The sequence below is a fragment of the Anaeromyxobacter sp. SG66 genome, assembly GCF_022690805.1.
GTDB classification, from domain to species: Bacteria; Myxococcota; Myxococcia; order Myxococcales; family Anaeromyxobacteraceae; genus Anaeromyxobacter; species Anaeromyxobacter soli.
This window is the reverse complement of the sequence record NZ_JALCZC010000067.1, coordinates 1-23,151: the sequence shown is the minus strand read 5'-3', so window position 1 is coordinate 23,151 and position 23,151 is coordinate 1. Positions and strand designations below refer to the sequence as shown.

Genomic DNA, 23,151 nt, shown 5'->3' with positions numbered 1-23,151 from the left:
CGCGGGAGCGCTCGAGGCGAAGCTCGCGCGCCAGGAGGAGCGGGAGCGCGAGCTCGAGGCCGCGCTCCGCGAGGCGCGGGCGCGCGCGGAGGCGGAGCGGCCGGCGTCGGGCGCCGCGTCCGCGCAGCCCGAGGGCGCCGACGAGCCCGAGGACGCGCCCGCCTCGTGGCTCATGCCGGTCTACACGCGCGAGTTCTACGACTCCCTGCAAGGCTGGGATCGGCGCATCCAGCGCGCGGCCTTCAAGCAGGCGAACCTGCTCGCGCAGGATCACCGCCACCCGAGCCTCCGCGCGCTCCCGCTCGAGGGGCTCCCGGGCTACTACCGGGTGCGCGTCGCGACCGACGTGCGGCTCCTCTACCGGCGGGGCGAGAGACAGAACGCGATCGAGGTGCTCTCGCTCATCGACCGCGAGGACCTCGACCGCTACGTCCGCCAGGCGAAGACGCGCTCCTGACGAGACGAGGCGCCGGGCGCCGCGAGCCCCTCGGCCCACCGCACCCGGCGCCCCTCTCGGCACCGAACATGATCGGGGACTGCGTCCCCGCCCCATCCCTGCTCGGCGGGGCCGCTACTCGACGCCTTCCAGGTTCGGCAGGTCCGGGGCCGGCCCGGACGGCTCCTCGACGCGAGCCGCGGGCTTCCGGCCTCGCCGGCTCCGCGGCGGTGGCTCCGACGCCGCCGACAGCTCCTTCCCGGCTGCGAGCAGCCGGGCCCACGTCTCCGCAGACGGGGTGGCACGGGCGGCCTCGAGGGCCTCCCGGTACGCCGTCCGCGCCGCGTCGAGCCGGGGGTTCACCTTCGCCATCCTCGCCTCCCTCCCTACGGATCCACTCGCCGGCCGGGAATTCCGGTCCGGACTCAGCGGCAAGATAGGCGCAGAGGTGGGGGGAGGTAAGCCGACCCGCACAGCACCACGTGGGCCGCAAACGGACGGCCCCGCGGCCGCCGCCACGGTGGCGGCGACGCCCTCGGATCAGGCGGGCGCCCGGCCTGCGATCAGCCGAGCTTGCGGTAGACGCCCACGACGACGCCGAGGATCATCGTCGTGCGGAAGTCGGACGCGCGCACGTAGATGGGCGCCATGCGCGGGTTCGAGGGCTGGAACCGCACGCGGTCGCCCTCGAAGTAGACGCGCTTCACGGTCGCCTCCTCGTCGATCATGGCGACCACGATCTCTCCGTCCTGCGCGTGAAGCTGCTTCTTCACGAAGATGTAGTCGCCGGGCAGGATCCCGTCGCCGATCATCGAGTCGCCCTGCACGCGCAGGCCGTACACCTTCTTGTTCGTGCCGAGCAGGAACGAGTCCACCTGCACCGTGTCCTCGACGCGCTCCTGCGCGAGGATCGGCTGGCCGGCGGCGACGCGGCCGATGATCGGGATCTCGACGAGGCGCCCGGAGGGCTTCAGGGCCGAGGCGGGGGTGCGCGTGAAGGGGACGACGTTGGACGTGCGCGCGCCGACCTCGCCGCCGAGCACCTCGCGGGCCTGCGGCGTCGGGATCAGCGCGCGCGACTTCACGGGATCGCGGGTGAGGTAGCCCTTGCGCTCGAGCGCCTTCAGGTGGTCGTTGACGCCGTTCGTCGAGCGGATGTCGAGCGCCTCGCCGATCTCGCGGATGGTCGGGGGGTAGCCACACTCCTCGATCTGCCGGGCGATGAAGCGGAGCACCTCGAGCTGCCGGTCCGTCAACGCGTCCATCGGTCCTCCTCGAGCTGGACTGAACACCGGTATACTGTCCCCACGTTCAGAAGGCAAGAACCCGGCCACGCGGTTGCCCGCGCGGCGCGCGGCGGATACCGTCCGCGCGTGCCCCCGACCTTCGGCGCCGCCCTCGGCCTCGGCCTCTCCGCGCTGCGCCGCCAGGCCTGGCTCCTCGCGCCCGGGCTCGTCGTCGCGATCGCGCGGCGCGTGCTCACCTGGCCCGCCCTGGCAGTCGCCTGGGCGCTCCTCGCCCGCGGCGCGCTGCTCGCTCTCTCGCACCGGCCGCTCGATCCCGGCGCCGCGCTCGCAGGCGCGGCCGCGACCGCGAGCTCGCCGCGGTTCCTGGCGCTCGTCGGCGGCCTGTGGCTCGCGGGCGTGCTCTGCGGGGCGGCGCTGCGCGGCGTCTGGCTCGCGGGAGCGCTCCCGACGCTCGCGGGCGCCGCGGTGGGGGAGGGCGGCACGCCGCGCTTCGCGGCAGGGGTGGCCTACGGCACGCCGCGGGTGCTCGCCGCGTCGCTGCTGGGGCTCGTCCTGGACCTCTCCGCGGGGCTGTTCGCGCTGACGCTCGCCCTCGGCGCGCTGCGCATCACGCTCCACGCCGCGGGGGGAAACGGGTCGGCGGTGCTCGCCCTGGCGGTCGCCGGGGCGCTCACCCTCGCGATCGCGGTGCCGCTCGCGCTCTCGGTCGTGGCGGACGCGGCGGTCGCCCGAGCGGCGCTGCGCGCGGAGGGCCCGGCGCGGGCGTTCGCCTCCGCGGTGCGCCGGTTCCTCGCCCGCCCCGGGACGTTCGTGCTCGCGGCGATGGTCTTCGGCTTCGTCGCGTCGCTCGCGCCCGCGACGGTGGAGGCGTTCGGCGGCGCCGCGACCGGCCTCGTGAAGGACGCGCCGGCGCTCCTGCTCGCCGGGCCGAACCTCATGCTCGCCGTCGCCGCGGCAGGCGTCGCCGCCCTGGTGGACCTGGCCTGGCTCGGGACCCTCGCGGCGCTCGTTTGCGCCGACGCGCGCGATTGACCGGCGCCGGCTCCCGAGTCAGCGCCGCAGCAGCTGCCGGATCGAGATCTTCTTCATCCGCACGGTCGCGACGTGGTACCCCGCGGCCGCGGCGGAGAGCAGCACCGAGCCGGCGAGCGCGGCCCATCCCAGGACGTGGGCGGAGGGGCTCGCGAGCACCACGAGCCCACCCACGGTGAGCCCGGCCGCGAGGAGCCCCAGGAAGACCATCACCCCGAGCGCCCGGACCTGGCCGCCGATCCGGTCCATCGCCTCGCCCGCGACGTTCACGCGGAACTTGCCGGCCTCGAGATCGACCAGGATCTGGCTGAGCTGGCTCGGCACGTCCTCGGCGAGCCCCTGCAGCTTGAGGAGCGACTTCATGAGGACGCCGGAGGCGTCGGAAGGGTTGAAGCGCGAGAGGAGCAGCTCCTTCGCGTAGGGCAGCCCCACCTCCAGCACGTCGAGCTTCGGGTAGAGCCGGCGGATCATCCCCTCGATCGTGATCGCGGCCTTGGCGAGGACGGCGTACTCCTTCGGGATCCGGATCCGGTGGCGGATCGCGAGATCGAGCAGATCGCGGAGCAGGGTCGCGGTCCGGATCTCGTCGAGCTTGAGGCCGAGGTAGCGGTCCAGGATCCCGCGGATGTCCTCGCGGAACTCGGTGATGGGGGTGCGCGCGTCCGGGACGCCGATGCGGTTGAGGAGCCGCGCCACGGTGTCCGGGTCGCGCAGCGCCACCGCCACGATGAGCGTGACGAGCGACTCCTGCTGCTGGCGCGTGAGCCGGCCGACGAGGCCGAAGTCGATGAGCGCGATCCGGTCGTCGGCGAGGACGAGGACGTTCCCCGGGTGCGGGTCGCCGTGGAAGAGCCCGTCCTCGAAGAGCTGCCGGAACGCGGTCTCGATGACGTTCTTCGCGACCTGCTCGAGATCGTGGCCGTCCTCGGCGCGGACGTCGGAGATCTTGGTCCCGTCGACGTAGTCGAGCGTGAGGATGGTGGAGGAGGAGAGCTCCGCGTGGACGCGGGGGATGACGACGACCTCGCGCCCCTCGGCGGCGTCCCGCATCGCCCGCGCGTTCCCCGCCTCGTTGCCGAAGTCGAGCTCCTCGTGGACGGTGCGGTCGAACTCCTCGATGATCCCGGTCGGCGTGTAGATGCCGGTCTCCTCCACGACCGCCTCGAGCAGGCGCGCGAGGTAGTGGAGGAGGGCGAGATCGGACTCGATCTGCTCGCGGATCCTCGGGCGCTGCACCTTCACGACGACCGGCACCCCCGCGTGCGTCACCGCCCGGTGCACCTGCGCGATCGAGGCGCTCGCGAGCGGCACCTCGTCGAGGGAGGCGAACAGCTCCTCCACGCCGCGGCCGAGGCCGCGCTCGATCTGGTGGAGCACCTCGGCGATGGGCAGCGGCGGGCAGTCGTCCTGCAGCGACTCGAGCTCCTCGATCCAGTGGGACGGGAGCACGTCCGGCCGGGTCGAGAGGAGCTGCCCGAGCTTCGTGAAGGTGGGCCCGAGCTCGGCGAGGAGCTGGCGGAACCGCGCGGCGGTCTTGTGGTCCGGCGGCGGCGGCGGCGTGCCCTCCACCGGCGGGGCGTCGCGCCCGAGCACGTCCCGGAGCCGCGTCTTCTCGAGGTAGGAGCCGAAGCCATGCCGCGCGACCGCATAGGCGATCTGGCGGAGCCGGTTCAGATCCTGGAGGGTTCGCTCGAGCATGAGACGGGGCGGACTGTAGCACCGCGATCGAGGCCTCGCCACGCGGCGTGCGGGTCCGGCGGCGCGCGCGGCGCCGCGCGCAGGGTCGGCCCCGCGTGGTAGAACCCACGGCCCGATGCCGGAGATCGCCCAGGCCACTCCGATGATGCGGCAGTACCTCGAGACGAAGGCGAGGTACCCGGACGCGCTCCTCTTCTTCAGGCTCGGCGACTTCTTCGAGCTCTTCTTCGAGGACGCGGTCACCGCCTCCGAGGCGCTGCAGATCACGCTCACCGCGCGCTCGAAGGGCGACGACAAGGTGCCGATGTGCGGCGTGCCGCACCACGCCGCCCGCGGCTACGTCGCGAAGCTGCTCGAGAAGGGCTTCAAGGTCGCCATCTGCGATCAGGTCGAGGAGCCGGGGAAGTCGGCGATCGTGAAGCGCGAGGTCACGCGCGTCGTGACCCCGGGCATGGTGTTCGACGACCAGGTGCTCGATCCGCGCGAGGCGAGCTACCTCGGCGTGGTCGCCCTCGGCGAGGGCCGCTCGGGGCTCGCGCTCCTCGACGCCTCGACCGGTCACCTCCAGTGCGGCGAGGTGCCCGACGACGCGCGGCTCGTGGACGAGCTCCGGCGTGCGGGCGTCCGCGAGCTCGTGCTGCCGCTCGGCGCGGACGACGCCCGCGTCGAGCGCGTCCTGCGGGCGGTCGCGGTCCCGGCCGCGCGCCGGCCGGCGGCGGACTACGAGCGGGCGGAGGAGAAGCTCCGGCGCCACCTGGGCGTCGCGAGCCTCGACGGGTTCGGCGTCGGCGGCGAGCCGCTCGGCCTCGCCGCGGCGGCGGCCGCGCTCGCCTACCTCGCGGACACCCAGCGCGCGGCGCCGCGCCACGTCGATCGCCTGTCGCGCCTGCGCACCGACGACGTCCTCCTCCTCGACGAGGCGACGCGCACGAACCTCGAGCTCGAGCGGACCCTCGCCGGGGCCCGCAAGAAGGGCTCGCTGCTCGCCCTCCTCGACCGGAGCGTCACCGCGCCCGGCGGGCGGCGCCTCGCCGAGTGGCTCCGCTACCCGCTCACCGAGCTCGCCGCCATCCACGCGCGCCTCGACGCCGTCGAGGAGCTCGCGGGCTCGTCGGTGGCGCGCGAGGACGTCGCGGCGGCGCTCCGCCCGGTCGCCGACGCGGAGCGGCTCCTGTCGCGCCTCGTGCTGGGGCAGGGGAACGCCCGCGATCTGCGCGCCCTCGCCGGCGCCCTGCTGGCCCTGCCGGCGCTGTCGGCGCTCCTCGGCGCGAGAGCCGCGGCGCTGCTGCGCGACGCCGGCGAGCGGCTGCGCGGCCTCGAGGAGCTCGGCGCTCACCTCGATCGCGCGGTGGCCGAGGAGCCGCCGGCGACGCTGAAGGAGGGCGGGCTCATCCGGCGCGGCTTCTCGCCCGAGCTCGACGAGATCGTCGCCGTCGCCGAGGACGGCAAGGGTTTCATCGCCCGCCTCGAGGCGCGCGAGAAGGAGCGGACCGGGATCGGCTCGCTCAAGGTCCGCTTCAACAAGGTCTTCGGCTATTACCTCGAGGTCACGAAGGCGAACCTGCACGCGGTGCCCGCCGACTACGAGCGGCGCCAGACCACCGTGGGCGGCGAGCGGTTCGTCACCCCGGAGCTGAAGCGCTTCGAGGAGACGGTGCTCACCGCCGAGGAGCGCCGCTTCGGGATCGAGGCGCGCCTCTTCGAGGAGCTGCGCCAGCGGGTCATCGAGGCGGCGCCGCGCATCCGCACGGCCGCCGACGCGGCCGCCACCGCGGACGCGCTGCTCGGGCTCGCGCGCGTCGCGGCGGAGCGCGGCTACGCGCGGCCGGAGGTGGACGGCTCGGAGGTGCTCGAGATCGTCGACGGCCGCCACCCGGTGGTGGAGGCGGTGCTCCCGGAGGGGCCGGCCGCGTTCGTCCCGAACGACGTGCTCGTCGCCTCGCGCGGCGCCCCCGACTGCGAGCGGCTCGGCGCGCTGCACGTCATCACCGGGCCGAACATGGCGGGCAAGAGCACGGTCATGCGCCAGGCGGCGCTCGTGACGCTGCTCGCCCAGATGGGCTCGTTCGTGCCGGCGCGCCGGGCGCGGGTGGGCATCGTCGACCGGATCTTCACCCGGGTGGGCGCGTCCGACGACCTCGCCCGCGGCCGCTCGACGTTCATGGTCGAGATGACCGAGACCGCCGCCATCCTCCACAACGCGACGCGCCGCTCGCTCGTGGTGCTCGACGAGATCGGCCGCGGCACGTCCACCTTCGACGGCGTCTCCATCGCGTGGGCGGTCGCGGAGCACCTGCACGACGAGGTGGGCTGCCGCACGCTGTTCGCGACGCACTACCACGAGCTGCAGGACCTCGCCCGCGAGCGCCCCGCCGTCCGGAACCTCACCGTCGCCGTGCGCGAGGTCGGCGATCAGGTGGTGTTCCTCCGCAAGCTCGTGCAGGGCGGGGCGTCGCGGAGCTACGGCATCGAGGTCGCGAAGCTCGCCGGGCTGCCGGCCGCGGTGCTCGCGCGCGCGCGGGAGATCCTGAAGAACCTCGAGGCCCTCGAGGTCGACGAGGGCGGTCACGCGGCGCTCGCCCGCGGGCGGAAGGCGAGGCGCGCGGAGCCGCAGAGCCAGCTCGGCCTGTTCGCGCCGCCCCCGGCGCCGGTGGACCCGGCGCTCCTCGAGATCGCCGCCGCGCTCCGCGCCGCCGAGCCGGACACGCTCCGCCCGCTCGACGCGCTGAACCTCCTCGCGGCCTGGCGCGCGAAGCTCGGGAACCGCTGAGGCGGAGCCCCGTCGAGCTGCGGCGCTACGCTCGCTGGCCACTCCTCGCGCGCCTCGCGACGCGACCCGATCGCACCGGGCTGCGCGGCGGCCGCGCCGACGAAAAAAGAGAGGGGCCGCTCTCGCGGCCCCTCCGTCCCTAAGCCTGACTGCGATCTCTGGAGCTAGGTGCGCGCTACGCCTTCTTGTGGCACTCCGCGCACTTCGCCGGGCCCTTCGCCTCCTTCTTGTGGCACTCGACGCAGAGGGCGTGAGCCTTGTCCTTGCCGAAGCCCTCGATCTTGCCGCCCGCGGCGGTCGCGTGGCAGGCCTCGCACTTCTGGGCGGAGTGCGTCTTGTGGTTGAAGGTGACGTTCCCGTTCTTCGCCTGGAGCGTGACCGGCGCGGCCGGCGCGTCGGCCGCGAAGGCGGCACCCGCGAAGAGGACGGCGGCGAGGAGCGAAACGATCCGGATCTTCATCTGCATGACCTCTCGTGTTCGCATGCACGACGGGTGAATCCCGCCGCGGCGTGGCGTCGCAATGTAGAGCGACCATCGGTCACGGGTCTCTGCGGTTTGTCGGCGCGCGACGGGCCGCCGCAGCCCGAGGAGCCGGATCCTGCCGCACAAAATGAAAGGGGCCGGTTTCCCGGCCCCTCGTCACTGCGAACGACTCGGCGAGCGCGTTACGCCTTCTTGTGGCACTCCGCGCACTTCGTCGGGCCCTTCGCCTCCTTCTTGTGGCACTCGACGCAGGTGCCGTGGGCCTTCTCCTTGCCGAAGCCCTCGATCTTGCCACCCGCGGCGGTCGCGTGGCAGGTCTCGCACTTCAGCTTCGCCTGGTGCGCCTTGTGGGGGAAGGTGATGTTGCCGTTCTTGGCCTCGAGGGTGATCGAGTCGGGGCCGGTGTCGGCGGCGAACGTGGCGGTGGCAACGACGACGGCGAACAGCGCAGCGAGGAACTTGGTCACTTGTCGTGCTCCTGAGATCGGGGCGGACCAGCCCGCCCGGCTTAGGGACGGCGGAGCCTACTCGATATTCACGATCCCGAGCCACAATTGCGTGGGGTCGTAACCGCCCATATTGGTCGATTGAGATTGCGTCTCACTTGCGCGAGAGGGCCCTCTCCGGCCTGCTCCGCACGTGCTCGAATCAGGCCATTTCCAGCACCGCCGAGACGAGCTTGTCGATCCCGGCGGCGACCCCGGAGATCCACGGGCCGAGCATGTAGGCAGGCGTCGACACCACCTTCAGCCGATCGTCCACCGCGATCTCGTCCACGCGCCGCTCGACGTGGCGCGCGCCCCAGGACGCGATCGCCGCGGCGGTGTCCGGGTCGTTTCCGATCGTGACCTGCACGCCGTCCGCGCCGAGCACGCGCGCCGCGATCACGGGGGCGATGCAGATGAAGCCCATCGGCTTCGACGCGGCCCGCATCTCGCGAACGAGCCGCTCGACCTCGGGCAGCACGCGCATCGCGCGCCCCTCGACCGCGAACGAGCAGAGGTTCTTCGCCACGCCGAACCCGCCGGGAAAGACGAGCGCGTCGAGATCCTTCGCGGAGAGGGTCGCGAGATCGCGGATCCGCCCGCGGACGATGCGCGCGGACTCGGCGAGCACGTTGCGGCGCTCGCCCTCCGCCGGCGCCTGGCGCAGGTGGTCGACGACGTGCATCTGCTCCACGTCGGGCGCCGCCGCCACGAGCTCGGCGCCGCGGCGGTCGAGCGAGAGCAGCGTGCAGGTCGCCTCCTGGATCTCGGCCCCGTCGAGGAAGCCGCAGCCGGCGAGCACGACGCCCACGCGCTTGGGATTGGCCAAGGGACACCTCCGCGAAGGAAAGGGGATGGAGGGCACGATCCTACGCCGCGGCGAGGCGGTGGGACAGCGCCCCACGGCGGGGCCGGGTGGCCGAAAAGTGGACCTCGATATCGGCGTCGCGGAGACTGCTCGTCTCATGGGCCGCGGGTCGCTTGCCCTCCTCCTCCTCGCTCTCGCGGCCCCGCAAGGGACCTCTGCCGCGACGCACCGCGCCAAGCCCGCGGCGGCGTCGCGTTCCGTGAAGCCGGCCGCGCGCGCGGCCCGCGCTCCGGCGATGGCCCGCACCCCCGCGAAGGCGCGCAACGCTTCCAAGGCGCGGGTCGCGCCGCGCGCGAGCCAGAGCGGGCTCGAGCGCGCGAAGGCTTCCATGCGCGCGCTCACGCAGGACCGAGGGAAGCGCCGCTACCGGCACCACTGGGAGCGCGCCATCGCCGGGCTGGTCCGCGAGGCGAAGGGGAAGGACCGGGCGCCGGCGTTCCTCGAGGCGGCCCGCGCACGCTACGCGCTCTACCGCTGGTCGGCCGACGAGGCGGACCGCGAGAAGGCCCTGCTCAACGCGGGGCGCGCCGCGAAGCTCGGCTCCCGCGAGGCGCGCGAGCTCGAGGCCGCCATCCGCCGCGAGGCGGGCGACGATCGCCCCGCGCCGAGGCCGGCGCGCGGCCCCGGCGCCGCCCCGTCGCCCGCGCCCGAGGAGGCGCCCCAGGACTCCGAGCCCGATCCCGCGCTCGACGCGGCGTTGGCGGACCTGACCGGCGCGAGCTCCGCCCCGGCGCTCGCCCTCGGCGAGTCGGGCGGGGAAGGGCGCGCGCGGGTCACCGAGGTGCGCACCTGGTCGACCGACGACTACACGCGCGTCGCCATCTACCTGTCGCACTGGGTGGGCTGGCAGAAGCTCGAGCTCGCCCCGGCGGTCGGCCTCCCGCGGCGGCTCGCGGTGGATCTCCGCCCCGCCACGCTCGCCGGGCGCGCGCTGGCGCGGCCGGTCTCGGGCGAGCGGGTGGAGCGCGTGCGCGCCGCGCAGAACGACGCGGAGACGGTCCGCGTCGTGCTCGACCTGCCCGGCAGCGATCGCGTGCAGCTGTTCGGCCTCGACGACCCGCCGCGCCTCATCGTGGACGTGGGGACGGTCTCCGCCCGCCGGAGCGTCGCCGAGGCGCCGCCGCCCGCCGAGCCGGCGCACCCTGCGCCCGAGCCGCCTCCCGCCGCGACGGGGCGGCCCACGCCTCGGCCCGCGTCCTTCGCGCGGGTCGAGCGCGCGCCCGAGCACGACCTGCCCACGCGCATCCGGCGGATCGTGGTGGACGCCGGGCACGGCGGGCACGACCCGGGCGCCATCGGCCCGCGCCGCGTGCGCGAGAAGCAGGTGACCCTCGCGATCGCGAAGCGGCTCGCCAGCCGGCTGCGCGCCGAGGGGTTCGAGGTCGTGCTCACGCGCAAGGACGACCGGTACCTGGCGCTCGAGGAGCGCACCGCGATCGCGAACACCGCCGGCGGCGACCTGTTCGTGTCCATCCACGCGAACGCGCACCCGCGCCGCAACCGGAGCGGCGTCGAGACCTACTTCCTCAACGTCGCCGACGACCGCTACGCGGCGCGGCTCGCGGCGCGGGAGAACGGCATGGACCCGTCCGACCGGGGCGCCGGGGACGTCGGGCGGATCCTCACGGATCTCGACGCGAAGGCGAGCGCCGGTGCCTCGGAGCGGCTCGCCGGGCTCGTGCAGCGCGAGCTCACGGCGGGCGTCCGGGCGCGCGTCGGCGAGGTGCGCGACCTCGGGGTGAAGAGCGCGCTCTTCTACGTGCTCCTCGGGGCGCGCATGCCGGCCGTGCTGGTGGAGACCGCCTTCATCTCGAACAGCCTCGAGGAGCAGCGCCTCGCGTCCGCCGGCTACCAGGACGAGGTCGCCTGGGGCATCACGCGGGCGGTGACGGCGTTCGCGCGGAGCGAGGCGCGGGTCGCCGCCGTGCGGTGAGCCGCCGCCCGGCTATATTCGCGTGATGCGCCCGCCCGAAGTCCACCCGACCCTGCCGGCCGCGGCGCCGTTCGAGCTCGAGGCCCGCCTCGCCGAGCTCCCGGCGCTCACCGGCGACGTCAAGGCGGACTTCGCCGCGCAGCGCCGGTTCGTCGAGGAGGTGCACCGCGCAGGGGGGAGCGGCCACACCGTCGTCCGCCTCCAGAGCGCGGCCATGGACCGGATCGTCACGGCGCTGTGGGAGCGCGCCTGCGCCGCGGCGCGGGACGCGGAGGCGCCCTCGCCGGTGTCGCTCGTCGCGCTCGGGGGATACGGCCGCCGCGAGCTCGCGCCGCACAGCGATCTCGACCTCCTCGTGCTGCACGGCCCCGGGGAGCCGGACGCCTTCGTGAAGGCCGCGAGCGAGCGGTTCCTCTACGCGCTCTGGGACCTCCGGCTCGAGGTCGGCTACGGCGTGCGCGACCTCCGCGCCTGCGACGAGCTCGCGACCCAGGACCACACCGCGCGCACCGCGCTCCTGGATCTGCGCTGGCTCGCGGGCGACCGCGCCCTGTACACGGAGCTCGAGCGCGAGGAGCTGCACGGGCTCTCGGCCCAGAAGGTGGAGAAGTTCCTCGCCGACAAGCTCGACGAGATCCGCGCGCGGCGCGAGCGCTTCGGCGACTCGATCTACCTCCTCGAGCCGAACGTGAAGGAGTCCGAGGGCGGGCTGCGGGACCTCCAGTCCGCGCTCTGGCTCGCCCGCGTCCGCTTCAAGGTCGCCGGGATCACGGAGCTCCTCGCGCGCGCGCTCCTCCCCGAGCGCGAGATCCGCGAGATGCGGCGCGCCCGCGACTTCCTCTGGCGGGTCCGCAACGAGATGCACTACCTCGCGGGCCGCAAGTGGGACCAGCTCACCTTCGACGTCCAGCCCGAGGTGGCGCGGGCGATGGGCTACCTCGACCCCGAGCACGGCTCGGCCGTCGAGGAGTTCATGCGCCACTACTACCTCGCGGCGAAGACGGTCCTCGTCGCGAGCGACGCGATCGTGGATCGCTGCCTCGAGCCGCAGGCCGCGATGGGCTGGCGCATGGTGCCGCCTCCCGCCGCCACGCTCGGCGCCGAGCTCGCGGTGCCCGTGCTGGGCGGGCGGCCGCCGCGCGCGTCGGAGCGGCTCCTGCCGGGCGGGGAGTTCAAGGTGTTCCGCGGGCGGCTCACGGTGGTGGACACCGACGTCCTGCGGCGGTCCCCCGCCGCGCTCGTGCGCCTCTTCGCGACCGCCGACCGCGAGCAGCTCGATCTCTACCCCTACGCCCGCGACCTCGCGAGGCAGGCGGCGGAGGAGCTCGCGCCGGAGGCGGCGAGCGACCCGGAGCTGAACCAGGAGCTCCTCGCGTGCTTCACGCGCCCCGGGACGCGCGGGCGCTTCCTCACGCAGATGCACGAGATCGGCGTCCTCCCCCGCGTGCTGCCCGAGTTCGCGCGGGTGACGGCGCGGCGGCAGATCGACGTCTACCACGTGTACACGGTGGACGTTCACACGCTGTTCGCGGTGCGGCGCCTGCTCGCGCTGCGCTGCGGCGACGTGAGCGAGGACGGCCTCGGCGACCTCGCGCGCGCGGTGCAGCGGCCGCTCGCGCTCTACCTCGGGACGCTGTTCCACGACATCGGCAAGGGGGCCGGGAAGGATCACTCGGCGCGCGGGGCGGAGATCGCCGCCGAGGCGTGCGTGCGGATGGGGCTCGATCCCGCCGACGCCGCCGACATCGAGTGGCTCGTCCTGAAGCACCTGCGCATGAGCGCCATCGCCCAGCGGCGAGACCTCTCGGATCCCGACCTCATCCACGCCTTCGCCGAGGAGGTGGGGACCAAGGACCGGCTCGACAAGCTCTACCTCCTCACCTACGCGGACATCGCCACGGTCGGGCCGCGCACCTGGACCGACTGGAAGGCGCGCCTCATCCGCGAGCTCTACGGGAAGACGCGCGAGGTGCTCGAGAAGGGCGAGCGCCGCCCGGAGCCCGGCACCGCCGAGGCCGCGGGCCGCGAGCGCGTCGCCGCCGCGCTGCTCGCGCGCGCGGGGGTGGCCGACGCGGAGCACGCCCGGTTCGTCCAGGCCATGCCGGCGCGCTACTTCGTCACCGTGGACCCCGCGCTCGCCCCGCGCCACCTGCGGCTCTTGCGCCGCGGGCGGGACCTGCCCGTCGCGACGGCGCTCCGCCACCACCCGGCGCTCGGCTACTCCGAGCTGTCCCTCGCCGCGCGCGATCGGCCGGGCCTGCTGGCGACCGTCGCCGGCGTCCTCGCGGCGCACCGCATCGACATCCAGGCCGCCGAGGTGTTCTCGTCCGCGGACGACCCGGGCCTCGGGTGGCTCGCCGGGCGCGCGCTCGACGTGTTCGAGCTGCGCGGGCCGGAGGAGGGCGCGGTCGACCCGGCGCGCTGGCGCGGGGCGCGCGGCGATCTCGCGCGCGTGCTCGCGGGAGAGGAGTCGCTCGACGCGCTGCTCGCGCGGCGCCTGCGCGCCTCCTCGCTCCCCGAGAAGCCACTGCCACGCGTGCCCACCAAGATCGTCATCGACAACGACAGCGCGCGGACGCACTCGGTCGTGGACGTGTTCACCGCCGATCGCGTGGGCCTCCTGCACACGCTCGCCCGCACGTTCTTCGATCTCGAGCTCTCCGTCGATCTCGCCCGGATCGCGACGGAGGGGCACCGCGCGTCCGACGCCTTCTACGTCCGCACGCCCGACGGGAGGCCGCTCGAGGGGGAGCGCGCCGCCCGCGTGGTCGCCGCTCTGACCGCGGCGCTGGCCCGGCCCGAGCAGGGCTCCGGGCCTTTCCCCTAGGCGCCGACGCGGAGCCCATCTGCGCCGCCCTCCGGGCGTGCGATCTCGGCGAGACGTCGCTCGCGTCCTCCCTGGGGAGCGCGGCGGGGCTCAGTCGGGCACCACCGAAAAGATGCGGGATGGCGCGCTCTTGTCCGGCCGGCCGGGCGTGGACACCGTGTTGCGCGGGCGGTCGGGGTAGGGGAAGGGAAGCAAGCGTCGCATGAACGATGTCATCCGAATCGGGATCGTGACCGCCTGGCCCGAGGACGATTGGCACAGCAAGCGGCTCGTCAGCGCCTGCGCTCGCCACGGCGAGGCGGCGGTGATCGATCCAGCGGAGCTCGCGGCGATCGTGGACAGGGACGGCGGCGTGACGGTGACTGCGGAGGGGCGTGAGGCCGAGGCCTTCGACGCCTTCGTGCTCGCGCGGGGGATGGGCCGCGCCGGGGACGCCGACGTGCAGTTCGAGATCTACCGCGCGCTCGAGGACAGCGGCGCCGTGGTCGTGAACCGCATCGACCCGCTCCTCGCCGCGCAGGACAAGTTCAGGACGTCGTGGCTCCTCGCGCGCGCCGGGGTGCGGACGCCCCGCGCCGCGGTCGCGCAGACCGCGCGCGGCGCGGAGGGCGCGCTCGCGGCGCTCGGCGAGGCCGTGGTGAAGCCCATCGCAGGCTCGCTCGGGGACGGGGTCGAGCGGGTTCGCGCGGACGCCGCCGGGAGGGCGGTGCTCCGCGACCGGCTCGCGCGCGAGGGCGCGGTCTACCTCCAGAGCTACGTTCCTCATCCCGGACGCGACGTCCGGGTGTTCGTGGTCGGGGGGCGCGCACGCGCCGCGATCGAGCGGCACGCGCCACCCGGGGACTGGCGAACGAACGTGGCCACCGGGGGACGGGCCGAGGCGGTGCCGCTCGGGTCCGCGCTCGCCGCGGTGGCCGAGGCTGCGGCGTCGGCCATCGGGCTCGACTACGCGGGCGTCGACGTCGTGGTGGGACCCGAAGGGCCCACCGTCATCGAGGTGAACGGGAACCCCAGCTGGCAGGGGATCCTCGAGGCCACGGGCCTCGACATGGCGGAGGCCATCGCCGAGCACGTGCTCGGTCGGGCGCTGCGCCGGCGCGTGGCCAGCGACCACATTGTTCCTGACTGGATGGGGGCGACAAATGGCTGAGGAGAAGAAGGGCGGCAGCAAGGGAGCGATGACGGTCTCGGAGGCCGGTCGCAAGGGCGGCGTGCGCGTCCGCGAGACACGCGGCCGCAAGTTCTACGAGGAGATCGGGAAGAAGGGCGGCGAGACCGTGAAGGCCGAGCGCGGTCGCAAGTTCTACGAGGAGATCGGCAAGAAGGGTGGCGACACCGTCAAGGCCGAGCGCGGGCCCCGCTTCTACGAGGAGATCGGGAAGAAGGGCGGCGAGACGATCAAGGCCGAGCGGGGGACGCCGTTCTACGAGGAGATCGGCCGGAAGGGTGGCCACAAGGTCCGCGAGCTCATCGAGAAGGGGAAGGCTGGGGCGGAGGAGGACGCCGGCGCCGGTCACACGGGCGGCGAGCGTTGACGCACCGATGAGGTGCTCTTGAGGGGGGTACGATGGCGGACGAAGAGAAGGGCGCGCGTCGCGGCGAGCCGGAAGAGGGTCGCCGCGGGATGACGGTGTCGGAGGCGGGACGGAAGGGCGGCATCGCCGTCCGGGACGAGCGCGGTCACTCGTTCTACGAGGAGATCGGCCGAAAGGGCGGGCAGAAGGTCCGCGAGCTCATCGAGCGCGGGAAGTCCCGCGGCTGAGGTCGGCTAGGAGTCGAGCGCGGCGGCGACGCCGCGAGGCGCCCGTCCGGGGATCCCGGGCGGGCGTGCTCGTTTTTGCTGCCAGTGCGCGGCCACGCCCGGGACGCTGGAAAGGTGGGGCGTCCCGAACCTCCCACCGACTGCGGAAAGCTGCTAGAAAAGGAGGCGCCCATGCCGGTCGCCCCCATCGTCGAGATCGATCCGCTGCACCCCCAGCCCCGCGTGGTCGAGCGGGCGGTCTCGGTGCTCTCGTCCGGCGGGCTGCTCGCCTTCCCGACCGACACCTATTACGGGCTGGGCTGCGATCTCTTCGACAAGCGCGCCATCGAGCGGATCTACCAGCTGAAGCAGCTCCCCCGCTCGCACGAGCTGTCCTTCATCTGCCAGGACCTCGCCGAGATCGCGCGCTACGCGATCGTCGACAACGCCGCCTACCGCGTGCTGCGCCGCAAGGTGCCCGGGCCGTACACGTTCATCCTCCCGGCGACGCGGCTCGTGCCCGACCTCGTCCTGCGCCGCCAGAAGACCGTCGGCATCCGGATCCCCGACAGCCCCATCGCGCTCGAGATCGTCCGGCGCCTCGGCCACCCGCTCATCTCCACCTCGGCCGCGACCCCGGACGGCGAGGTGCTCATCGACGCGCACGACATCAAGGAGAAGCTCGGGCACGGCCTCGAGCTCGTGCTCGACGGTGGCTACAAGCCGAACGAGCCGTCCTCGGTCATCGAGCTCTCCGGCGCCGAGCCGCGGGTGCTCCGCGTCGGCAAGGGCGACGTCTCGGACCTGCTCGCCTGAGGCGGGTGCGTCGGCCGCTCGTCCCACCGCGGCGCCGCCGCGCCGGCGGCGGCGCGAGGTCGAGGGACGCGAACTGGACCCGCGGTCGCCCCGCGCTATCGTCGCGCCATGTCCCCGCTCGAGCCCGCGCTCGACCTGTTCATCGCGCACGTCCGCGTCGAGAAGGGCCTCGCCGAGAACAGCGTGGAGGCGTATCTGCGCGACCTCCGGCGCTACGTCGAGCACCTCGACGCGCTCGGCGTCACCGCCTGGGAGCGGGTCGGCCGGGCCGAGATCCAGGCCCACCTCGGCGAGCTGGTCCGCCGCGGGCTCTCGGCGCGCTCGCAGGCGCGGGCGCTCTCGGCGATCCGCTCGCTGCACGGGCTGCTCTTCGCGGAGCGGCTGACCCCGCTCGACGCCGCGGACGAGATCGACTCCCCGGCGCCGGGCCGGCGCCTGCCGGAGCTCCTCTCGCACGAGGAGATCGCGCGGCTCCTCGCGGCGCCCGATCCTCGCGGCGCGGCGGGCCTGCGCGACCGGGCCATGCTCGAGCTCCTCTACGCGACCGGCCTGCGCGTCTCCGAGCTCGTGTCGCTCGGCGTGAACGACGTGAACCTCGAGACCCGGGTGCTCGTCGCGCGGGGGAAGGGGAACAAGGAGCGGATCGTGCCCGTCGGCGCGCCGGCGGCGGACGCGGTGAAGGCGTACCTCGCGGTCTCCCGCGAGCGGCTCCTGCGCGGGCGCCGCTCCAAGGACCTCTTCGTCACGCCGCGGGGAGGCCGGATGACGCGACAGGGCTTCGCCAAGCTGCTCGGGCGCTACGCCCGCGCCGCGGGCATCCGGCGCCGCGTCTCGCCCCACAAGCTCCGGCACTCGTTCGCGACCCACCTCCTCGAGGGCGGGGCGGACCTGCGCGCGGTGCAGGCGATGCTCGGCCACGCGGACGTCTCCACGACGCAGATCTACACGCACGTGGATCGCAGCCACGTGAAGCGGCTGTACGACCGCTTCCACCCGCGGGCCTGAGGCGGCCGCGCCGCCCGCGCGCGCCCCGGCTCCGAGGGGGCGAGCGGCCGTCGTCCGCGTTGACCGGCCCCCCTCGTGCTGCTAAAGAACCCCCTTTCCCTGCGAGGCTTTAGGTTGGACAACGCCCTCATCCTCGAGCGGGTGCTGAACCTCATCGTGCTCCTGCTCTCCCTGACGTTCCACGAGTTCTTCCATGCGTGGTCCGCCTGGCGGCTCGGGGACGACACGGCGGCACGCCTCGGCCGACTCACCCTGAACCCGGTGCCGCACATCGATCCCATCGGGACGCTGCTCCTGCCGCTCCTCGGCGCGCCCATCGGCTGGGCGAAGCCCGTGCCGGTGAACCCGGCGCGGTTCCGGAAGAGCGTCCGGCAGTCGACCGGGGACATCATCGTGAGCGCGGCGGGGCCGCTCTCGAACCTGCTCCTCGGGACCCTGGCCGCCATCACGCTCGGCCTCGTCTTCCGGTTCTCCCCGGAGACGGTCCGGCCCGGCGGCGGCGCGCTCGAGCTCCTGCAGCGGCTCATGATCGTGAACGCCGGGCTCGCCATCTTCAACCTCCTGCCCGTGCCGCCCCTCGACGGCAGCCACGTCGCCGAGAACCTCATGCCGTACCGCTTCCGGCCGGCCTGGGAGCAGTTCGCGCGGTTCTCGCCGTTCATCCTCCTCGGCCTCATCGTCTTCGGACGCGGGCTCATCTACCCGCCCGTCGTGTTCGTCTTCGGGCTCCTCCAGCAGCTGACCCTCTCGATCGCCACCTAGGTCCGATGTCCGAACAGCGCCCCATCGTCGTCAGCGGCATGCGGCCCACCGGCCGCCTCCACCTCGGCCACCTCCACGGCGCGCTCGCGAACTGGGTGCGGCTGCAGGAGGAGAACACCTGCTTCTTCTTCAGCGCGGACTGGCACGCGCTCACGACGAACTACCACGACACCGCGATCATCAAGCCCGCCGAGCGGGAGATGTTCGTCGACTTCATCGCCGCCGGCGTCGACCCGGAGAAGGCGACGCTCTTCGTGCAGAGCGAGGTGAAGGAGCACGCCGAGCTCTACCTGCTGCTCGGCATGATCACGCCGCTCGGCTGGCTCGAGCGCTCGCCGTCGTACAAGGAGATGCGCGAGAACATCACCGATCGCGATCTCGCCCTCTACGGCTTCCTGGGCTACCCGGTGCTCATGACCGCCGACATCATCCTGTACAAGGCGACGCGGGTGCCGGTGGGCGTGGACCAGGTCCCGCACCTCGAGCTCTCGCGCGAGATCGCCCGCCGGTTCAATCACCACTACGGGCCGGTGTTCCCCGAGCCCCAGCCGCTCCTCACCGCCGCGCCGAAGATCCTCGGCACGGACGGGCGGAAGATGTCGAAGAGCTACGGGAACACCATCGACCTCGGCGAGAGCGCCGAGTCGACGACGAAGAAGATCATGGGGATGGTGACGGATCCGGCGCGCAAGCGCCGCCAGGATCCGGGCAACCCGGACGTCTGCGGGATCTTCTACCTGCACAAGGTGACGAGCGACGCGGAGACCATCTCCTGGGTGGACGTGAACTGCCGCAGCGCGGGGATCGGCTGCGTCGACTGCAAGAAGAAGCTCCTCGAGAAGCTCCTGCCCGAGCAGGAGCGGATGCGGGAGCGGCGCGAGGCGCTGCTCGCCCGGCCCGGGGAGGTCGACGCGCTCGTCCAGCTCGGCACCTCCAAGGCGCGCGCCGTGGCGGCCCGCTCCATGGACGAGGTCCGCGCGGCGATGAAGCTGAAGCTCGCCTGAGGAGCACGGGGGCGTCCCTTCGCGATGGCCAGGCACCACCCGGAGAGCGACGCGACCGCCGGCGCCCAGCAGGCGACGGAGGAGGCCTCCGCGCGCGCCGCGGCGGACGCGTTCCGGGTCTCGCTCCCCCCGCTCCGCGCCGGACAGCCGCCGTTCGAGGGCCCCCTCGACCTGATCCTGCACCTCGTGAAGGAGCACGAGGTCGATCTCTTCGACATCCCCATCGCGCAGATCACGGAGAGCTACCTCGCCACGCTCGAGGCGATGCGCGAGCTCGACATCGACATCGCCGGCGAGTTCCTCCACATGGCGGCGCAGCTCATGCTGATGAAGTCGAAGCTGCTCCTGCCGAGGACCGAGGTCGCCGAGGACGCGCCCGGCGCGGAGGACGTCGGGGTGGACCCGCGTGCGGAGCTCGTGCGCCGGCTGCTCGAGTACCAGAAGTACAAGGCCGCCGGCGAGGAGCTCGGCGAGCGCGACATCCTCGAGCGCACGGTGTTCGCCCGGAAGGTGCGGGTCGAGCGCTCCGAGGCGCCCGAAGGGCCCGAGGGGCTCGCCGACGTCTCCGTCTTCAAGCTCATCGAGGCGCTCGATCGCGCGCTCAAGCACGCGCGCCCCGAGCACACGCACGAGGTGGTCACCGACCGCCTCACCATCACCGACGCCATCGCGCGCGTCGCCGACGTGCTGCGCCTGCAGCGCCGCGCCACGTTCGAGGAGCTCCTCTCCGGCCCGGTCGAGCGGCGGCACACGCGCGCCGACGTGATCGCGACGTTCCTCGCGATCCTCGAGATGGCGAAGCTGAAGCTCGTCCGGATCTTCCAGCCCCCGCTCGACGAGGCGGGCCCCGGCGCGGAGATTCTCGTCGAGGCGAAGGACACCCTCGGCGACGACGTTCCCGCGCCCGGCGGAGAGGACTATCGATGACCGTGGATCACGACGACCCGACGACCCCGAGCGCGGCGCCCGCCGCGGAGGGGGAGCCGAGCGCGCCGGCCCCGGAGACGGCGGAGCTCGCAGCCCGGCCGGAGGCGCAGCCGGGTGAGGCTGCGGCGGAGCGAGCCGGTGGAACGCCGGACGCGCCGCCGGCGTCCCCGGCCGAGACGCCGGCTCGGGCCGGCGCGCGCGCGGGCGGGCTGTCCGAGGCCGAGCTCCAGGCGATGCAGGCCGCGGAGGAGGCGAAGGCCGGCGACCCCGAGCTCGAGGAGGTCGAGTCGGCCGCCATCGACGCCCCCGGCTCGGACGAGGAGAAGGAGGAGCCGTTCGAGAAGCTCGCGGCGGCCGCGAAGCGGCTCAGCGCCGATCGCGTGCGGACCATCCTCGAGACCCTGCTGTTCCTCGCCGAGCGGCCGCTCTCCTCGGAGGAGCTGCGCCAGGCGACCGGCATCGACGTCGAGCGGGTCGAGAAGGCCCTCGACAAGCTCTCCGGCCACTATCGCGAGGGCGTCTGCGGGATCGTGCTGCACGAGGTCGCGGGGGGCTGGCAGCTGCGGAGCTCGCCGGACAACGCCGCCTTCGCGCGCCGCTGGCTCAAGGTGAAGCCGCAGCGGCTCACCCGCGCCGCGCTGGAGACGCTCGCGATCATCGCCTACCGCCAGCCGGTCACGCGCCCCGAGATCGAGGAGATCCGCGGCGTCGACTGCGGGGCCGTGGTGAAGGCGCTCCTCGAGCGCAAGCTCATCAAGATCCTCGGCAAGAAGGAGGAGCCCGGGCGCCCGATGCTGTACGGCACGACGCGGGAGTTCCTCGAGTTCTTCGCGCTCAAGGACCTCGCCTCGCTGCCGACGCTGCGCGAGTTCCACGAGCTCTCCGAGGAGCACCGCGAGATCGTCGAGAAGCAGCCCGAGCCGCAGGACGGCGGCATCTCGGGCATCGTGGCCGACCTCTCGGACGAGAAGCTCCGCGCGGAGCTCGAGGCGAAGCGCGCGGAGAGCGACGCGGCCCTCGAGGAGCTCGAGCGCGCCATCGAGGCGGCCGACGAGAAGAGTCAGGCGGTGCAGGCCACGCTGGAGGAGAAGCAGAAGAAGGAAGAGGACGAAGGTCCGGAGGCGGAGCGGTGACCGGCGCCCAGGGCGGGGACGGAGTACGGCTGCAGAAGTTCCTCGCGGAGGGGGGAGTCGCCTCGCGCCGGAAGGCGGAGGAGCTCATCCTCGCCGGACGCGTGAAGGTGAACGCGCAGCGGGTGACCCAGCTCGGGTCGAGGGTCGACCCGGAGCGCGATCTCGTCACCGTCGACGGGAAGCTCGTCTCGCGCCGCGACACGAAGAGCTACTACCTGCTCTACAAGCCGCCCGGCTGCGTGACGACGGCGTCCGACCCCGAGGGCCGCCCCACCGCGCTGGAGTACCTGCGCGGCGTGAAGGAGCGCGTGTTCTCGGTCGGGCGGCTCGACTACGACGCGGAGGGGGCGGTCCTCTTCACCGACGACGGCGAGCTCGCCAACCGGCTCGCGCACCCGCGCTACGGCCACCGCCGGACCTACCTCGTGAAGGTGCGCGGCGAGCCGCCGCCGGGCGCGCTCGAGCGGATGGTGGCGGGCGTGCGCCTCGAGGACGGGCCCGCCCGCGCCCTCGAGGCGGTCCCCCACGAGCACGCCGAGAAGAACGTCTGGATCCGCGTGGTGGTAGGGGAGGGGCGCTTCCACCTCGTGAAGCGGCTGTGCGAGGCGGTGGGCCTCTTCGTCCAGCGGCTCTACCGGCCCGAGTTCGGCGGCGTGACCGTCGAGGGGCTCCGGCCCGGTCAGTTCCGGGCGCTCACGCCGGTCGAGCTGCGCGCCCTGAAGACCTCCATCGGTCTCGGCGGCGCTGCTCCTGCGGCCGGGGCCGCGGCGGCGCCGCCCCGCGTCCTCCCGCGCGCGGCGCGCCGGCACGGCCACGGGCCGCCGCCACCGCCCGAGGCCCCCGCGCCGCGCGGGGCGGGTTCGCGCAGCGGCGAAGAGCGGGGGGATACGCCGGAGCGCTCGGCTCGTCCGGAGGGCGACCGTCGCGAGCGAGCGGAGCGGTCCGAGCGGCCAGAGCGCGGCAGCGGCCGCGACCGGGCGGAGCAGACGGAGCGGAGCGATCGCCGCGAGCGCGGCGGCGAGCGCGACCGGATGGAGCGGAAGGATCGTGGCGGCAGCCGCGACCGGGCAGAGCGAGGCGATCGCCGCGAGCGGACGGATCGGAGCGGCCAGCGCGATCGGGCGGAGCGGCCGGACCGGGGCGGCAGCCGCGACCGGACGGAGCGAGGCGATCGCCGCGAGCGGACGGATCGGGGCGACAGCCGCGACCGGGCAGAGCGAGGCGATCGCCGCGAGCGGACGGACCGGGGCGGCAACCGCGACCGGTCGGAGCGGACGGACCGGGGCGGCCAGCGCGACCGGACGGAGCGGCCGGACCGTGGCGGCAACCGCGACCGGGCAGAGCAGGCGAGTCGCCCCGAGCGGCGAGATCGGACGAACCCGCCGGAGCAGTCCGGCCGCCGGGACCGCGGCGCGCAGGGCACCGACAGACGTTCGCCGCGCGGAGACGCGCGAGACGGTCGCGGTCGCGCCGGACGCCGCGACCCGCGCGGTGGCGGCTCCCGGCGCGGGCGCTAGCGCGCCGCCCGGTCGATCGGATCGCCTCACGATTCGCGTGTGGCGTCGGCGAGCCGGGCCGAGCAGCGAGGGCGGGGCCTTCGAGGTTCGGCGAGCAGCGCAGGGAGAGGGCTGCCCGGCGCAGCGAGCCAGCCTGCGCCGCAGTGGCGATCCAGCTCAGGGGTCAGGGGTCTCCGCCTCCGCAGGCGCACGCCGACCTCCTTGCGCCTGGGCGGCCTCCTGACGGAGCATGCCCGCCCATGCTTTCGCGACGCGCCCTCGTCCTCGCCGCCGCGCTCGGCGTCCTCGCCTGCGCGCGCAGGGATCTCGAGGCGTCGGATCCGGAGCGCCGCGCCGCCGCGGTGCGCGCGCTCGGCCGCGGAGACCTGCCGGTCCTCCTCGTCGCCCAGCGCGACCCGAGCGCGCTCGTCCGCCGCGCGGCGGCCGAGGCGTTCGCCGCGCGCGGAGGGCCCGGCGCGGCGGAGGC

21 protein-coding genes and 1 pseudogene are annotated in these 23,151 nt (G+C 74.0%); 16 read left to right on the top strand and 6 right to left on the bottom strand.

Annotated features, from left to right (window positions below):
- Window positions 1-457 (top strand): type II toxin-antitoxin system RelE/ParE family toxin (locus tag MNZ39_RS16655; protein ID WP_374202551.1); only part of this gene is annotated, 457 nt, incomplete at its 5' end.
- Window positions 458-571: 114 nt separating this feature from the next.
- On the opposite strand, the gene MNZ39_RS16650 is transcribed toward MNZ39_RS16655, so the two are convergent.
- Window positions 572-808 (bottom strand): hypothetical protein, encoded by a 237-nt coding sequence (locus tag MNZ39_RS16650; RefSeq protein WP_242340208.1) that lies wholly within the window; start codon window positions 806-808, stop codon window positions 572-574.
- A 191-nt stretch (window positions 809-999) separates the two neighbouring features.
- The gene (lexA, locus tag MNZ39_RS16645) at window positions 1,000-1,701 is read right to left on the bottom strand and encodes a transcriptional repressor LexA (protein ID WP_242340207.1); all 702 of its coding nucleotides are present in this window, start codon (window positions 1,699-1,701) and stop codon (window positions 1,000-1,002) included.
- Window positions 1,702-1,809: 108 nt separating this feature from the next.
- On the opposite strand from lexA, the gene MNZ39_RS16640 reads away from it, so the two are divergent.
- Window positions 1,810-2,715 carry a hypothetical protein gene (locus MNZ39_RS16640; RefSeq protein ID WP_242340206.1) on the top strand — a complete coding sequence of 302 codons (906 nt, stop codon included), beginning with the start codon at window positions 1,810-1,812 and terminating at the stop codon, window positions 2,713-2,715.
- Between the two features lie 18 nt (window positions 2,716-2,733).
- On the opposite strand, the gene MNZ39_RS16635 is transcribed toward MNZ39_RS16640, so the two are convergent.
- Window positions 2,734-4,413, bottom strand: coding sequence for an AarF/ABC1/UbiB kinase family protein (locus MNZ39_RS16635; protein WP_242340205.1), 1,680 nt, complete (start codon window positions 4,411-4,413; stop codon window positions 2,734-2,736).
- A gap of 115 nt (window positions 4,414-4,528) precedes the next feature.
- Here MNZ39_RS16635 and mutS point away from each other — a divergent pair, with 115 nt between their 5' ends.
- Complete coding sequence (gene mutS, locus MNZ39_RS16630; protein WP_242340204.1) at window positions 4,529-7,183, top strand: DNA mismatch repair protein MutS; 2,655 nt, start codon at window positions 4,529-4,531, stop codon at window positions 7,181-7,183.
- 175 nt (window positions 7,184-7,358) lie between these two features.
- Here mutS and MNZ39_RS16625 read toward each other — a convergent pair whose 3' ends face one another.
- From MNZ39_RS16625 to elbB, 3 genes are all read right to left on the bottom strand, one after another.
- Window positions 7,359-7,643 carry a cytochrome c3 family protein gene (locus MNZ39_RS16625; protein WP_242340203.1) on the bottom strand — a complete coding sequence of 95 codons (285 nt, stop codon included), beginning with the start codon at window positions 7,641-7,643 and terminating at the stop codon, window positions 7,359-7,361.
- 206 nt (window positions 7,644-7,849) lie between these two features.
- Window positions 7,850-8,134 carry a cytochrome c3 family protein gene (locus MNZ39_RS16620; RefSeq protein WP_242340202.1) on the bottom strand — a complete coding sequence of 95 codons (285 nt, stop codon included), beginning with the start codon at window positions 8,132-8,134 and terminating at the stop codon, window positions 7,850-7,852.
- A 181-nt stretch (window positions 8,135-8,315) separates the two neighbouring features.
- Window positions 8,316-8,981: an isoprenoid biosynthesis glyoxalase ElbB gene (elbB, locus tag MNZ39_RS16615; protein WP_242340201.1), complete on the bottom strand. Its 666-nt coding sequence runs from the start codon at window positions 8,979-8,981 to the stop codon at window positions 8,316-8,318.
- Between the two features lie 367 nt (window positions 8,982-9,348).
- On the opposite strand from elbB, the gene MNZ39_RS16610 reads away from it, so the two are divergent.
- From MNZ39_RS16610 to MNZ39_RS16550, 13 genes and pseudogenes are all read left to right on the top strand, one after another.
- The gene (locus tag MNZ39_RS16610) at window positions 9,349-10,953 is read left to right on the top strand and encodes an N-acetylmuramoyl-L-alanine amidase (protein WP_242340200.1); all 1,605 of its coding nucleotides are present in this window, start codon (window positions 9,349-9,351) and stop codon (window positions 10,951-10,953) included.
- A 25-nt stretch (window positions 10,954-10,978) separates the two neighbouring features.
- The gene (glnD, locus tag MNZ39_RS16605; protein WP_242340199.1) at window positions 10,979-13,780 is read left to right on the top strand and encodes a [protein-PII] uridylyltransferase; all 2,802 of its coding nucleotides are present in this window, start codon (window positions 10,979-10,981) and stop codon (window positions 13,778-13,780) included.
- A gap of 202 nt (window positions 13,781-13,982) precedes the next feature.
- Window positions 13,983-14,930 carry a RimK family alpha-L-glutamate ligase gene (locus MNZ39_RS16600; protein WP_242340198.1) on the top strand — a complete coding sequence of 316 codons (948 nt, stop codon included), beginning with the start codon at window positions 13,983-13,985 and terminating at the stop codon, window positions 14,928-14,930.
- Complete coding sequence (locus MNZ39_RS16595; RefSeq protein ID WP_242340197.1) at window positions 14,923-15,315, top strand: general stress protein B; 393 nt, start codon at window positions 14,923-14,925, stop codon at window positions 15,313-15,315. The genes MNZ39_RS16600 and MNZ39_RS16595 overlap by 8 nt, the downstream gene beginning before the upstream one ends.
- Window positions 15,316-15,347: 32 nt before the next feature.
- A complete protein-coding gene (locus MNZ39_RS16590; RefSeq protein WP_242340196.1) occupies window positions 15,348-15,542 on the top strand; it encodes a hypothetical protein in 195 nt (64 codons plus the stop codon).
- 171 nt (window positions 15,543-15,713) lie between these two features.
- A complete protein-coding gene (locus MNZ39_RS16585) occupies window positions 15,714-16,337 on the top strand; it encodes an L-threonylcarbamoyladenylate synthase (protein WP_242340195.1) in 624 nt (207 codons plus the stop codon).
- Window positions 16,338-16,445: 108 nt separating this feature from the next.
- Window positions 16,446-17,342, top strand: coding sequence for a site-specific tyrosine recombinase XerD (gene xerD, locus MNZ39_RS16580; RefSeq protein WP_242340194.1), 897 nt, complete (start codon window positions 16,446-16,448; stop codon window positions 17,340-17,342).
- 114 nt (window positions 17,343-17,456) lie between these two features.
- On the top strand, window positions 17,457-18,104 hold the full coding sequence (locus MNZ39_RS16575; protein ID WP_242340193.1) for a site-2 protease family protein: 648 nt from the start codon (window positions 17,457-17,459) through the stop codon (window positions 18,102-18,104).
- A 5-nt stretch (window positions 18,105-18,109) separates the two neighbouring features.
- Window positions 18,110-19,108, top strand: coding sequence for a tryptophan--tRNA ligase (gene trpS, locus MNZ39_RS16570; protein ID WP_242340192.1), 999 nt, complete (start codon window positions 18,110-18,112; stop codon window positions 19,106-19,108).
- 24 nt (window positions 19,109-19,132) lie between these two features.
- The gene (locus MNZ39_RS16565) at window positions 19,133-20,035 is read left to right on the top strand and encodes a ScpA family protein (RefSeq protein WP_242340191.1); all 903 of its coding nucleotides are present in this window, start codon (window positions 19,133-19,135) and stop codon (window positions 20,033-20,035) included.
- Window positions 20,032-21,168, top strand: coding sequence for an SMC-Scp complex subunit ScpB (scpB, locus tag MNZ39_RS16560; protein ID WP_242340190.1), 1,137 nt, complete (start codon window positions 20,032-20,034; stop codon window positions 21,166-21,168). Before MNZ39_RS16565 ends, scpB begins: the two co-directional genes overlap by 4 nt.
- Window positions 21,165-22,685, top strand: a complete 1,521-nt coding sequence (locus MNZ39_RS16555; RefSeq protein WP_242340189.1) for a pseudouridine synthase — start codon at window positions 21,165-21,167, stop codon at window positions 22,683-22,685. The genes scpB and MNZ39_RS16555 overlap by 4 nt, the downstream gene beginning before the upstream one ends.
- A 239-nt stretch (window positions 22,686-22,924) precedes the next feature.
- A pseudogene (locus MNZ39_RS16550) lies at window positions 22,925-23,151 on the top strand (PBS lyase); the annotation flags it as partial.